The organism is Pandoraea morbifera (assembly GCF_902459575.1).
Taxonomy (GTDB): domain Bacteria; phylum Pseudomonadota; class Gammaproteobacteria; order Burkholderiales; family Burkholderiaceae; genus Pandoraea; species Pandoraea morbifera.
On sequence record NZ_CABPSD010000002.1, the window covers coordinates 362,525 to 375,086 of the forward strand.

General features: G+C 66.0%; 11 protein-coding genes. 7 read left to right on the forward strand and 4 right to left on the reverse strand.

Annotated features, from left to right (window positions below; genetic code table 11):
- Positions 1-187: 187 nt before the first annotated feature.
- Complete coding sequence (gene yfcF, locus PMO31116_RS05075) at positions 188-871, forward strand: glutathione transferase (RefSeq protein ID WP_150565760.1); 684 nt, start codon at positions 188-190, stop codon at positions 869-871.
- An 86-nt stretch (positions 872-957) separates the two neighbouring features.
- Here the strand turns inward: yfcF and PMO31116_RS05080 are convergent, their stop codons facing one another.
- Positions 958-1,305 carry a hypothetical protein gene (locus tag PMO31116_RS05080; RefSeq protein WP_150565761.1) on the reverse strand — a complete coding sequence of 116 codons (348 nt, stop codon included), beginning with the start codon at positions 1,303-1,305 and terminating at the stop codon, positions 958-960.
- 415 nt (positions 1,306-1,720) lie between these two features.
- Between PMO31116_RS05080 and PMO31116_RS05085 the strand changes: the two genes are divergently transcribed.
- Together PMO31116_RS05085 and PMO31116_RS05090 are read left to right on the forward strand one after the other, a co-directional pair.
- Positions 1,721-2,818: a branched-chain amino acid aminotransferase gene (locus tag PMO31116_RS05085; RefSeq protein WP_150565762.1), complete on the forward strand. Its 1,098-nt coding sequence runs from the start codon at positions 1,721-1,723 to the stop codon at positions 2,816-2,818.
- A 143-nt stretch (positions 2,819-2,961) separates the two neighbouring features.
- Positions 2,962-3,609 (forward strand): YitT family protein, encoded by a 648-nt coding sequence (locus PMO31116_RS05090; RefSeq protein ID WP_150565763.1) that lies wholly within the window; start codon positions 2,962-2,964, stop codon positions 3,607-3,609.
- Between the two features lie 45 nt (positions 3,610-3,654).
- On the opposite strand, the gene PMO31116_RS05095 is transcribed toward PMO31116_RS05090, so the two are convergent.
- A complete protein-coding gene (locus PMO31116_RS05095; RefSeq protein WP_150565764.1) occupies positions 3,655-4,572 on the reverse strand; it encodes a LysR substrate-binding domain-containing protein in 918 nt (305 codons plus the stop codon).
- A gap of 166 nt (positions 4,573-4,738) precedes the next feature.
- Between PMO31116_RS05095 and PMO31116_RS05100 the strand changes: the two genes are divergently transcribed.
- The 3 genes from PMO31116_RS05100 (at position 4,739) to PMO31116_RS05110 (ending at position 8,733) form a co-directional block, all read left to right on the forward strand.
- Positions 4,739-5,764: a DUF1338 domain-containing protein gene (locus tag PMO31116_RS05100; protein ID WP_150565765.1), complete on the forward strand. Its 1,026-nt coding sequence runs from the start codon at positions 4,739-4,741 to the stop codon at positions 5,762-5,764.
- Between the two features lie 122 nt (positions 5,765-5,886).
- A complete protein-coding gene (amaB, locus tag PMO31116_RS05105; RefSeq protein WP_150565766.1) occupies positions 5,887-7,386 on the forward strand; it encodes an L-piperidine-6-carboxylate dehydrogenase in 1,500 nt (499 codons plus the stop codon).
- Between the two features lie 150 nt (positions 7,387-7,536).
- Positions 7,537-8,733, forward strand: coding sequence for an aminotransferase-like domain-containing protein (locus tag PMO31116_RS05110; RefSeq protein ID WP_150565767.1), 1,197 nt, complete (start codon positions 7,537-7,539; stop codon positions 8,731-8,733).
- Positions 8,734-8,891: 158 nt separating this feature from the next.
- Here the strand turns inward: PMO31116_RS05110 and PMO31116_RS05115 are convergent, their stop codons facing one another.
- Entirely contained in the window at positions 8,892-10,346 is a 1,455-nt protein-coding gene (locus PMO31116_RS05115) for a 2-hydroxymuconic semialdehyde dehydrogenase (protein WP_150565768.1), read from the reverse strand.
- A gap of 240 nt (positions 10,347-10,586) precedes the next feature.
- Here PMO31116_RS05115 and PMO31116_RS05120 point away from each other — a divergent pair, with 240 nt between their 5' ends.
- Positions 10,587-11,324: a GntR family transcriptional regulator gene (locus PMO31116_RS05120; protein WP_150565769.1), complete on the forward strand. Its 738-nt coding sequence runs from the start codon at positions 10,587-10,589 to the stop codon at positions 11,322-11,324.
- 48 nt (positions 11,325-11,372) lie between these two features.
- Here PMO31116_RS05120 and PMO31116_RS05125 read toward each other — a convergent pair whose 3' ends face one another.
- Positions 11,373-12,539, reverse strand: coding sequence for a M20 aminoacylase family protein (locus tag PMO31116_RS05125; protein ID WP_150565770.1), 1,167 nt, complete (start codon positions 12,537-12,539; stop codon positions 11,373-11,375).
- Positions 12,540-12,562: the final 23 nt, after the last annotated feature.

The window sequence follows — 12,562 nt, forward strand, 5'->3', positions numbered from 1 at the left end:
GGGGCGCTTGCCGACGACACGACCTGCTGTGAACGTATCTCACAGCAGGTCGCCGATTCGTGTCGTAGCTTATCACTGCGGGTGTGCGGCAAGATAGGCCTGTGCGGGCGAGGGTGTCGGGCGCTGATGTCGGAGTTCATGCCTGGCGTCACGCGTCGCCCGCCGTTCACTTTTCGAGGAGTCCCACGTGCCTGCCGCAGCCCCCGCCCCGTTCACGCTATACGTGGACGCGCAATTCACCAGCCCCTATGCCCTCTCCGTTTTCGTCACGCTGCGCGAGAAAGGGCTGCCCTTCGAGCTGCGCACCGTCGATCTGCTGCAAGGCGCGCATTGCGAGTCGCGCTTCGCGGACATGTCGCTCACTCGCCGCGTGCCGACGCTCGTGCATGGCGATTTCACGTTGTCGGAATCGTCGGCGATCAGCGAATACCTGGAGACGATCGCGCCGGAGGTGCCTGTCTATCCCGCGCAGGCACGCGCGCGTGCCCGAGCGCGTCAGGTGCAGGCGTGGCTGCGCAGCGATCTGGGGGCGTTGCGGGCGGAGCGCTCGACGGAAGTGATTTTCTACGCGCCCGCAGCCGAGCCGCTGTCCGACGCCGGCTTCACGGCCGCAAGCAAGCTGATCGCCATCGCGCAAAGCCTGCTGCCCGATGGGCGTGAGTCGCTGTTCGACGCGTGGTGCATCGCCGACGTCGATCTCGCGCTGATGCTCAACCGCCTGATCTATAACGACGACGTGGTTCCTGCGCCGCTCGTCGACTATGCCCGGCGTCAGTTCGCCCGCCCCGCCGTGCAGGAGTGGATGGCCATGGCGCGTCCGCCACGCCCGGGCGATGGCGTGCCCCAGGCGCCCGGAAAGGCGGTCGCCTGAGCGCAGGCCGGCGCGGCGTCCCCGCGGGCCCGTGCGCTCAGCGGGCGCGCGCGGATCGGCCGTAGATCGACAGATCTCGGACCGGCTCAGACGGCCGCGGCGGCCAGTGGTTGGCGGTGGATGAAAATGTGAAACAGGACAAGCCAGCGATGGGGGCAATCGTCGCGCAACGCGACCTTTCTCCCCTCGCCGTCCACGCTGGCGTGGCGGCTCGAGAGCGCCGCCTGGTAGGCGACACCGGCCAGCGACCGCGCTGCGAGCATGAGCAGCAGCAGCGAGCCCGCCATCGCGATACGGAAATCGGCCGACGTGAAGACGGACTCCGGCACGTCGAACACCAGCATGGCAATCACCACGCAGGCGTCGATACATGCGGCACCGAGCGAGGCCACGAGCAGATAGGCACGCAACATACGAATCGTCGTCGATTTCATTCGCTTCTCCTCCCTTTCCCTTTGCCGCCCGACTGGCAAAACGCCCGTGGCGCCCACCCGGTCATTCCGGGCACATCGTGTCCGCCGGCGTTGCCGCCATCATCCGCCCCCGATCTTAAATGTCCAGCGTGCGCGCCTCGTGTCCGGAAATGCTTTTTTACACACTGTTACCCCTCTTCAACCCGCTCCTGGCAATCCCCCGTCACCCGTTGGCGGAATTTTCGCGATTTTCCTGCAAAAAACGGTCAAATTCCGAGATTTTCCGGCGCTCAGGGCCTGCGCGCCCCGACGTGACGGGATTCGCGGTGAATTCAGTCGACAGCCGGGCCCCGAAAGGAGGAAAATATTGGCACGTTGCCGTTTACGTTAACGGCACTGACGACTCAAGCCACCTCTGCCGAGACATTGAAGAAACATGAGCGCTGATAATCCTTTGCGTTTTGTCGTGGAGCCGCACGCCAACCCCACCCCCGCCGACCAGATCGCCGCCAAGCTGGCCAACCCGGTGTTCGGCCGCGTATTCACCGATCACATGGTCACGATCCGCTGGACCGAGGGTACCGGCTGGCACGACGCGAAGGTGGAAGCGCGCCGCCCGTTCCAGATCGACCCGGCTTGCGCCGTACTGCACTACGCGCAGGAAATCTTCGAGGGCATGAAGGCCTATCGGAGCGAAGACGGCAAGATCTCCCTGTTCCGCCCGCAGGCGAACGCCAGGCGCTTTCGCGAATCGGCCCAGCGCATGTCGATGGCCGATCTGCCGGAAGCCGTGTTCCTCGAAGCCGTGGAAAAGCTGGTCGACATCGATCGAGCATGGATCCCGAGCGCGGAGGGCAGCAGCCTGTACATCCGCCCGTTCATGTTTGCCTCGGAAAGCTTCCTCGGCGTGCGTGCCGCGCATGAGTACATTTTCTGTGTGATCGCCTGCCCGGTCGGCCCCTACTTCAAGCCCGGCAAGTCGGCGGTGACCGTGTGGGTCTCGGACCAGTACACGCGTGCGGCGCCCGGCGGCACCGGCGCGGCGAAGTGCGGCGGCAATTACGCGGCCAGCCTGATCGCGCAGACCGAAGCGAGCGCCAAGGGCTGCGACCAGGTCGTGTTCCTCGACGCCGCACAGCATCGCTGGATCGAAGAGCTCGGCGGCATGAACGTCTTCTTCGTCATGGACGATGGTTCGCTCCAGACGCCGCCCCTGTCGGGCACGATCCTGCCGGGCATCACCCGCGCCTCGATCATCGAATTCGCCAAGCGCGAAGGCCTGACGGTCAACGAAACACCGTACGAATTCGCCCAATGGCAGGCGGATGCCGCCAGCGGTCGTGTGAAGGAAACCTTTGCGTGCGGTACGGCGGCGGTCGTCACGGCGATCGGCCAGGTGCGCCACGCGAACGGCGAATTCACCATCGGCGACGGCGGCGAAGGCCCGGTCACCAGGCGCATTCGCGACCAACTCACCGGCATTCAACGAGGCAAGGTCGCGGATCCGTTCGGCTGGGTCCACCACGTCGCGTAATTTCGCGCAATCGCCTGCGGTATCGACATAACACGCTGTGAAGCTGCGCGTCGCCCGAGACAGCGACGCGGGAAATCTTGGGCGGTGCGTCACGACATAAGGAGAGTCGGGCGCGCCGTCTCGTTGTACTTGACTTGCAGATCATGAAACACGATTCGGGCGCCGCATCCGGCGTCATTGCGGCAGCCGACACAATCGGCGTTCCGCACTCCGTGTTCGAAGACATCTATGCGATGGTCATCGGCATGGCATTTGTGGTGGTCGGTCTGGTGCTGCTCAAGGCTGCCGGGTTGGTCACCGGCGGCGTGGCCGGCATCGCGCTGCTCGCCTCCTACGTCTTTCCCTTACCGGTGGGCACCATCTTCACGTTGGTGAACATTCCGTTCTTCCTGTTCGCTTACTTCACGATGGGCTCGCGATTTGCGCTCAAGTCCACCGTCGCGAGCTTCGGCATCACCTTCGCACTGGCGGCCATGCCCAAGACGTTCAACGTTGCCTTCGTCAATCCGCTGTTCGCGGCATTTGTCGGCGGCACGCTGTGCGGCATGGGTATCCTGGCGCTCGCCCGTCACGGCGCGGGCGTGGGCGGAACAGGTATCGTCACCCTGTGGCTGCAACGCAAGCGCGGCATCAATGCGGGCATCTCGCAGGTCTGCATCGACAGCACGATCCTGCTCGCTTCGCTCGCCACGATCCCGGCGGGACGCGTCGCCTGGTCGGCACTGTCGGCCGTCGCCATGAGCGGCATGGTGGTGGCGTGGCACCGACCGGGACGCTATACCGGTTGCTGAACCGACGCCGATCGTCGGAATCCTTACTTCAAGCGGTTCGAGCGCTTACCGAGCGCCCTGCCGGCCCGGCGGCCGGTAGGCGCTCGCCTGCCCAAGCAGCCACTCGCGAAACACGCTGAGCGGCTGCCCGTGCGTGAGCTCGGTCGGATAGACGAGGTAATAGGCCGACCCCGCCACGCTCTTCACGTCGAACGGAATCGTGAGACCAAGCGTGCGCAATTGCCCCTCGACGAAAAACTTCGGCACGAGCGCTATCCCCAATCCCGCCGCGGCCCCCGCGATCAGCATCGTATGCAACTCGTAGCGCACGCCCTGCAACGTACGGTTGTCCTCGATGCGTTGCTCGGCGAACCATTGCGTCCACGCGCTCGGCCGTGTCGTGGAGTGCAGCAACGGATACGCGAGCAGATCGGCCGCCGTGCGCACCGGCCCCCGCAGCAACGACGCCCGGCATACCGGCACCACCTCCTCGCCGAACAGATAATCCGACGACGTCCCCGGCCACGTCGGTTGACCAAAGTGAATGGCCGCCTCGAAGTGCGTCTCGTCGAACGTGAAAAGGTCGGTGTGCACGCCCATGTTCACGCGAACGTCCGGATGCCGGTCGTCGAAGTCTTTCATTCTGGGAATCAACCACTCCGACGCGAAGGTCGGCAGCACCGCCAGCTCCAGATAGCCGCCCCCACTGCCGTGCGCCATGATCGAGAGGGTGTCGCGATCGAGTTGCTCCAGCGTGCGCCGCACCTGGGTACCGTACAGACGTCCGGCCCGCGTGAGCACCACGCGCTGCTTGGCGCGCACGAACAGGCGTACGCCCAGTTGCGCCTCAAGGGTGGCGATCTGACGAGACACGGCACTCTCCGTCAGAAACAGTTCGCGCGCCGCATGGGTAAAGCTCTCGTGCCGGGCCGCCGCCTCGAAGGCGAGCAGCGCCGCGGTGCCGGGCGTCTTGAATTTGCGCATGATGATTCCCAAAAGGCATCAAGTGGCAATTTTATCTCGCTTTACGGGCGTCGCGTCCGTTCCAATAATGCTGTCACTGCAAGAAGGTATGGGGAAATGCGCCCCATGCCCGCCCCGACCCCCTGCGACGCCGCCCGAGACGGCGTCTTCCCTGCGAGACATCACGATGCGCAATGCGAATGTGCAATCCTTGCTGGTTTCCCTGATCGGGCAGGCGCGTACCGACGCGCTGTTCGCCACGCTCAATTCGCCGTCGATTTTGTCGGATGGCGAGCCCGGTCTCGTGACCCGCGCCGAACTGGCGCAGGCGATGAACATGGCGCTGTTCGAAGACTTGCTGGCGCGCTCCCCGAACGGCCGCACCTATACCGAGGAAGCGATTGCCGCAGGCGGCAGCGTCTATCTCGACCACGGCGCGCTGCGCACCGTTCGCTGGGCCGACAACGGTGCGCTGCCGCCGGGCGAGGCAGCCTTCACGCGCATTCTGCGCCCGCTGGGCTTTCGCCCGAATGGCCGCTATCCGCTCGATCGTCTGGGCATGACCGGGCGTGCCTACGCTCACGAGGACGCCCCGGAAGAGATCTCCCAGTTCTTCGTGAGCGAGCTGCATCCGGAACGCTTCTCCGAGACCTTCCAGCACGCGGTGTCCCGCGTGGTGGGGACCTCGAAAGACCCGCTCACGCCGGCAGCCGTCGCGCAGCTCTGGGAACTGGAGCGCGACGGCACGTTGCCGCTCGATATCGCGCAAGCGCTCCTGCCGGTGATCGTGGGCGCGTTCGCGCGCCAGCACGACGTGCCGAGCGAAGCCGATTACGAACTGCTGCTGGCCGAATCCGCCGAGATGGCCTGGATCGCGACCGAAGGCAACGCGTTCAACCATGCGACCGATCGCGTGGACGACGTCTTCGCCCTGTCGGACGCCGAGAAGGCCAAGGGTCGCCCGATGAAGCCCGAGGTCGAGCGCTCGCGTTCGGGCCGCGTATTCCAGACGGCTTATCGCGCCGACACGGTGCGTCGCGAATTCCGCGGCAAGGATGGCGGGATCGTGACGCGTGAAGTGCCCGGCTCCTTCTACGAGTTCATCACGCGCCATCGCGAGTACGACACCGTCAACCGTCGCTGGAAGATCGATCTTCGCTTCGATGCCGGCAACGCGCAGGGCATCTTCAAGATGACGGCCAACGCCAAGTAACCCAGTCAAGCGAGCCATGGCGACCTCGGCGCACAATACCCATGTGCTCGTGTCGCCACCTCACCTGCCGACACCGGTGAACGGCACCGGCGGCCAACACTGAATTCCAAAGGGGTATCCACGTGAACGCAACTTCCATCCTCAACGAACTGGGCATTGCCAAGCTGGCCGAAGCGGGCGACATCGCCGTGCATTCGCCGATCAACGGCGAACTGATCGGACGCGTGGCCAGCGCGTCTGTCGCCGACGCCCAGGCCGCACTTGCGCGTGCGCAATCCGCATTCACCGCCTGGCGCAACGTGCCCGCGCCGCGCCGCGGCGAACTGGTGCGTCTGCTCGGCGAAAAACTGCGCGAACGCAAGCAGGCGCTGGGCGCGCTCGTCACGCTCGAGGCCGGCAAGATCCTTCAGGAAGGCCTGGGTGAAGTCCAGGAAATGATCGACATCTGCGACTTCGCCGTCGGCCTGTCGCGCCAGCTCTACGGCCTGACGATCGCTTCGGAGCGTCCCGGCCATCGCATGGCGGAAACGTGGCATCCGATGGGCGTGTGCACGGTGATCTCCGCCTTCAACTTCCCGGTGGCCGTCTGGTCGTGGAACGCCGCGCTCGCGCTCGTGTGCGGCAATGCCGTGGTGTGGAAGCCGTCGGAGAAGACGCCGCTCACCGCACTGGCAGTGAACAAGCTGATGGAAGAGGTGATTGCCGAATTCGGCGATGCCCCCGAGGGCCTGACCGCCCTCGTCATCGGCGGTCGCGACGTGGGCGAGGCGCTCGTCGCCGACCCGCGCTCGGCAATCGTGAGCGCGACCGGCAGCACCGAAATGGGCCGCAAGGTCGGCGTGGAAGTCGCACGCCGCTTCGGCCGCTCGATTCTCGAGCTCGGCGGCAATAACGCCGGCATCGTGACCGACAGCGCCAACATGGAACTCGCGCTGCGCGGCATCCTGTTCTCGGCCGTGGGCACCGCCGGTCAGCGCTGCACCACGCTGCGCCGCCTGTTCGTGCACGAAAGCGTGTATGAACAAACGGTCGAACGCCTGAAAACGCTGTACGGCAAAGTCGCCATCGGCAATCCGCTGGAGCGCGGCACGCTCATGGGGCCGCTGATCGACGAGGGCGCCTTCGCGCGCATGCAGGCCGCGCTCGATCAGGCACGCGCCCAGGGCGGCAAGGTCACCGGCGGCGAACGCCACACCGTGGCCGGCCTGGAGAAAGGCTTCTACGTGAAGCCGGCCATCGTCGAAATGCCGTCGCAGACGGAAGTCGTGCTCACGGAAACGTTCGCGCCGATTCTCTACGTACTCAAGTACCGCGACTTCTCCGAAGCCATCGACGCCAACAACGCGTCGTCGCACGGGCTGTCCTCGTGCGTGTTCACCAACGACCTGCGCGAAGCCGAGCGCTTCACGTCGTCGGCCGGCAGCGACTGCGGTATCGCCAACGTCAACATCGGGCCGAGCGGCGCCGAGATCGGCGGCGCCTTTGGTGGCGAGAAGGAAACCGGCGGCGGTCGCGAGTCGGGCTCCGACGCGTGGAAGGGCTACATGCGGCGCGCCACGAACACTGTCAACTACTCTTCCGCCCTGCCGCTCGCGCAAGGCATCGACTTCTCGATCGAGTGAAGTCGCGATAGCGGACGTGCGGGACGACGTGCGCCAGGCACGACGCCCCGGCGCCCGCCGCCGATATCGCCGCGGGGGCGCTGCTGTCGCCCCGACTCGCCCCCCGCGGAACAACGCCCAATCCGTCACGCCTTCGCCGGCGACGCTCACATGTACGCCTTCACTGCTCCGTTTGCCAAACCGACCGGTTCGCCGATTCGCGAATTGTTCAAGTACCTGTCCGAGCCGGGCATGATCTCGTTCGCGGGTGGGTACCCGGCGAGCGAACTTTTCGACGTCGAAGGTCTGGCTGCCGCGCAGGCGCGTGCCTTCGCGCAACCGACGCGTTGCCTGCAATACGGGCCGACCGACGGGCTCGCCGAACTCAAGACCCAGCTCATGACGCTCATGGCCTCGCGCGGCGCGCCGTGCGCCGCCGAATCGCTCGTCGTGACGACGGGCTCGCAGCAAGGGCTCGATCTGCTCCTGCGCGTGATGGTCGCCCCGGGCGATGTCGTCGTGACCGAACAACCGGCGTATCCCGCGACACTTCAGGCCTTGCGCCTTGCGCAGGCGGCAATCGTGACGATGCCCGTCGACGCCGACGGCCTGGACGTCGAGCATCTGGACGCCTGGCTGCGCGAGGGCAAGGCCCCGGTACCGAAGTTGCTCTATACGGTGCCGACGTTTGCCAATCCGACCGGTGCCACACTCTCGCGCGCGCGACGCCTCGCGCTGCTGAGGCTCGCCGTGAAGTACCGCTTCGTGATCGTCGAGGACGACCCGTACGGAGATCTGCGATTCGCGGGGGAGACTGTGCCGACGATGCTCGCGCTCACCGCCGAGGTCCCCGGCTCGCGTGACTGGGTGGTGCACTTCTCGAGCCTGTCGAAGATCGCGGCACCGGGGCTGCGCGTGGGCTGGACCGTCGCACCGCCCGAAATCGCGCGGCGTTGCGTGGTCGCCAAACAAACCGTCGATCTGTGCAGCGTGCCGTGGACGCAGGCGATTGCCGCCGAGTACCTCGCGGATGGCGCGCTCGCACGACACTTGCCGACGATCACCGAGGCGTATCGTCGCAAGTGCGAAGCGATGTGCGGCGCGCTGCGCGCGCAACTGGGCGATGCGATCCAGTTTCACGTGCCACAGGGCGGAATGTTCGTGTGGGCGCGCCTCTCGTCGGTGAAGACCAGTGCGCTGCTTCCGCGGGCCATCGCCGAGAAGGTGCTGTTCGTGCCCGGCACCGCGTTCTTCGCCGAGACACCCGACGAGGCATCGCTGCGGCTGTCGTTCGCCGCACCGGACGTGCCGGCCATCGAAGAAGGTGCAGCGCGCCTCGCGCGCGTGATTCAGGCGATCGGCCAGTAAAGCCGCCACTCGCCGTTCGACATTCGGATCAACATGCCGATCCGGCGGCAAGGGCCTCGCCAGCCGTCCCCGAGGGGGCGGTGGGCGAGGCCCTTGTGCCGACCCGCCCGCGAATCAACCGGGGGCGGGCGCCAGCGTCGTAGCGGATCCGCGTCGAATCACAGCTTGATGCAGACGTTGCGCAATTCCGTATAGAACTCGAGCGAGTGAACGCCGCCTTCACGGCCGATGCCCGATTGCTTGGCGCCGCCGAACGCGGTTCTCAGGTCGCGCAGGAACCAGGCGTTGATCCAGCACACGCCCACTTCGAGCGCGGCGCCCATGCGGTGTGCCCGGCCGACATCGCTGGTCCACACCGTGGCGGCCAAACCATACGGCGTCGCGTTCGCCATGGCGATGACTTCCTCCTCGGTGTCGAACGGCGCGATGTGACAGCACGGCCCGAAGATCTCTTCGCGAATGACCGAAGCCGTCTCCGGCAGGCCGGTCCAGATCGTCGGCTGCACCCAGGCACCCTCCTTCATCGACGCCGGCATGTCCGGCACGCCGCCGCCGGTCACGACCGTCGCGCCCTCTTCACGCGCTTTGGCGTAATACGACAGCACCTTCTCGCGATGCACCTGAGAGACGAGCGGACCGAAGTTGGTGCCCTCGGCGTACGGGTCGCCTAGCCTGAGCGACTCCGCGCGTTCCTTGAGCGCGGCGACGAAGCGCTCGAAGATCGGCCGCTGCACGTAGACACGCTCCGTGCCCAGGCACACCTGACCGCTGTTGTCGAACGCCGAGCGCATGATGCCCGCTACCGCCTTGTCGAAATCCGCGTCGGCAAACACGATGCCCGGATTCTTACCGCCGAGCTCGAAGGACACCGGACGCACGCCGTTGGCCGCAGCCTTCATGATCGCTTCCCCCGTGCGGGTCTCGCCGGTAAACGTGATGCCATTCACGCCGGGATGCTCCGTCAGGAATGCACCCGCCGACTCGGGGCCGAAACCGTGCACCACGTTGTAGACGCCCGCCGGCACGCCGACTTCGTTCATCACCTCGCCCAGCAACGTGGCGGTGGCCGGCGTTTCCTCCGACGGCTTCACCACGACCGTGTTGCCGAACGCGAGCGCCGGGCCGACCTTCCACGTCATTAGCAACAGGGGCAGGTTCCACGGGCACACGACAGCGATCACGCCGCGGGGCGTGCGAACGCCGTAGTTCACCGCGTTGCCGCCGTCGGGCGTGGTCATCGCAAAGGACTCGGTGGGCACGTTCTTGATCATGTCCGCGAACACCTTGAAATTCGCGGCGCCGCGCGGAATGTCCAGATGGCTCGCGAGACTGTGCGGCTTGCCCGTGTCGGCAATCTCGGCGGCCAGGAAGTCGTCGAAGCGTCGATGGATGCCGTCGGCGACCGCGTGCAACAGGTCGACGCGCGCGGCCACCGTCATCTTGCCCCACGGCCCGGCCAGCGCGGCGCGAGCGGCACGCACGGCGGCGTCCACCTCAGCGCGCCCGGCTTCGTGCACGTGTCCGATCAGGCTGTTGTCGACCGGGTTGCGGTTCTCGAAGGTGCGTGCGCTAGACACCCACTCACCGTTGATGAAGTTGCGGAAATCCTTCATGGCTCACTCTCGTTCTGTTAGTTGGTTCGCGACGGCCTGCCATGCCCGGGTACGTCAGGCGTCCCGATGGCGGCATGAGGCAAACGATACGGCGATGCCATGGGTCTCGTCAACATTTTCTCGAGAATTTTTATTTATCTCGATTTTATGATGATTTTGCGACAATCGAGCAGAAGCTGCTTATAATCTCGGCACGCCACCCTTGCGGCGGTCGTCCCTACGCTTCCGACTCCCATTCGCATGCACAGCCCAACTCCGTCGTCGCCCCCGAGCGCCGATGCCACGCTCGCGCAAAGCGCCTACCTGCGGCTTCGCAGCGACATCGTCGAGGGGCATCTCGCGCCCGGGGAGAAGTTGCGCGTGGAGCATCTGAAGGATCGATACGACGTTGGCGCGGGCACGCTGCGCGAAGCACTGGCGTTGCTGGTGGCCGACGCGCTCGTCGTCCAGCATGGGCACAGGGGATTTCGCGTCACGCCGATCTCGCTGGCCGACTTCATCGACATCACCGAAACGCGCGTGCAGTTGGAGACCGAGGCATTGCGCCAGTCCATCGCGCTGGGGGACGACGTCTGGGAAGCCGACCTGACGAGCGCGTTTCACCTGCTCTCGCTCGCCGAGGAGCGGTTGGGCGACGGCATGGGGGACAACGGCGGTCACTTCGCCCAATGGGAGACGCGCAATCGCGCCTTTCACGAGGTGCTGATTCGGGCGTGTCCGTCGCGCTGGCTGCACCACTTCCTCACGATCCTCTACCGTCAGTCGGAGCGCTACCGGCGCTTGTCGATCACCCATCGGCCGGTGCCGCGCGACGTTCACGAAGAACATCAGGCAATCTTCGACGCCTGCCTCGCGCGCGACGCCGACAAGGCGACGGCACTGCTCGCGGCCCACATCCGCAAGACGCTCGAGGCGGTCCGGGAATTGCCGGACGCCGTCATCAACGCCGGCACGGTACCGCTCGCACCGGTGCGCTGAGCGGTTTTCACCGCATCGCGTGCCGCGCTCGGCGCCTGGCGTTTAGCTTCAGCGCGGAAGGCTGTCGCGCACGATCCGGGCGAAATAGCGTGCACCGAGCGGCAGGATCGCGTCGTTGAAGTCGTAGCAGGCATTGTGCAGCGGGATCGCCCCCGGCGCGTCGCCGCTGCCGTTGCCGATGAACATGAAGTTGCCCGGCACATGCTGCAGGAACACGCCGAAGTCCTCCGACGCCATCATGGGCGCAACGTCCGCGTCGACCGTTGCGGGTTCCGTCACCGACCGCGCTGCCTTCACCGCGAGCGCCGTGCTTTCGGCCCAGTTCACCGTCGGCGCGAACTCGTGCGTGTACTCGAACTCGCAGTGCGCGCCGTGCATCGCGCAGATTCCGATGCAGATCTCGCGCATGCGCGATTCGAGCAATTGCTGCACGTCGGGTGTGTAGCTGCGCGTGTCGCCCCTGATCACGACATGCGTCGGAATGGCGTTGCGAATGCCGTCGGTGACGAACTCCGTGCAGGACACGACCGCTGACTGGCCCGGGTCGACGTTGCGCGACACCACGGTCTGCAGCGCGAGGACGATTTGCGCGCCGATGACCAGTGGATCGATCCCCATGTGCGGTCGCGCGGCATGCGTGCCCTTGCCCCGAATGCGAATGACGAAGTTGTCTTCGCTGGCCATGATGCCGCCGGCGCGGGTCGCGAAATGCCCTGCGGGAATGCCCGGCATGTTGTGCACGCCGTAGATCGCGTCGATGGGAAAGCGCTCGAGCAGGCCGTCCGCGATCATGGCTTTCGCGCCTCGGCCGTGTTCCTCGGCCGGCTGGAAGATGAAACGCACCGTGCCGTTGAAGTCGCGCGACTCGGCGAGCAGTTTCGCGGCGCCGAGCACCATCGACATGTGCCCGTCGTGGCCGCACGCGTGCATCTTGCCGGGTACCTGCGACGCGTATGCGCGCCCCGGCGCCTGCTCGGCGATCATGAGCGCGTCCATGTCGGCGCGGATGCCGATCGCGCCGCCCCCCTCCCCAACCCGCAGGTTCGCCACGATGCCCGTACCGCCGATGCCGCGATGCACCTCGAGCCCCAGGCTCTCCAGGATCGTGGCCACGCGCTGCGACGTGCCGACCTCCTCGAAGCCGGTCTCCGGCTCACGGTGGAACGCATGGCGCCAGCTTTTGAGCGCGTCGGCGAAGTAGGTGTCCTGAGTCATGCGAGCGTCTCCCTGAGTCGATG

Bases quoted from the DNA above. Each gene is read 5' to 3' on its own strand.
- PMO31116_RS05095 (WP_150565764.1), bottom strand. From the start codon at position 4,572: ATGCGCAAATTCAAGACGCCCGGCACCGCGGCGCTGCTCGCCTTCGAG.
- PMO31116_RS05120 (WP_150565769.1), top strand. From the start codon at position 10,587: ATGCACAGCCCAACTCCGTCGTCGCCCCCGAGCGCCGATGCCACGCTC.
- PMO31116_RS05110 (WP_150565767.1), top strand. From the start codon at position 7,537: ATGTACGCCTTCACTGCTCCGTTTGCCAAACCGACCGGTTCGCCGATT.
- PMO31116_RS05125 (WP_150565770.1), bottom strand. From the start codon at position 12,539: ATGACTCAGGACACCTACTTCGCCGACGCGCTCAAAAGCTGGCGCCAT.
- PMO31116_RS05085 (WP_150565762.1), top strand. From the start codon at position 1,721: ATGAGCGCTGATAATCCTTTGCGTTTTGTCGTGGAGCCGCACGCCAAC.
- PMO31116_RS05090 (WP_150565763.1), top strand. From the start codon at position 2,962: ATGAAACACGATTCGGGCGCCGCATCCGGCGTCATTGCGGCAGCCGAC.
- PMO31116_RS05080 (WP_150565761.1), bottom strand. From the start codon at position 1,305: ATGAAATCGACGACGATTCGTATGTTGCGTGCCTATCTGCTCGTGGCC.
- PMO31116_RS05115 (WP_150565768.1), bottom strand. From the start codon at position 10,346: ATGAAGGATTTCCGCAACTTCATCAACGGTGAGTGGGTGTCTAGCGCA.
- PMO31116_RS05100 (WP_150565765.1), top strand. From the start codon at position 4,739: ATGCGCAATGCGAATGTGCAATCCTTGCTGGTTTCCCTGATCGGGCAG.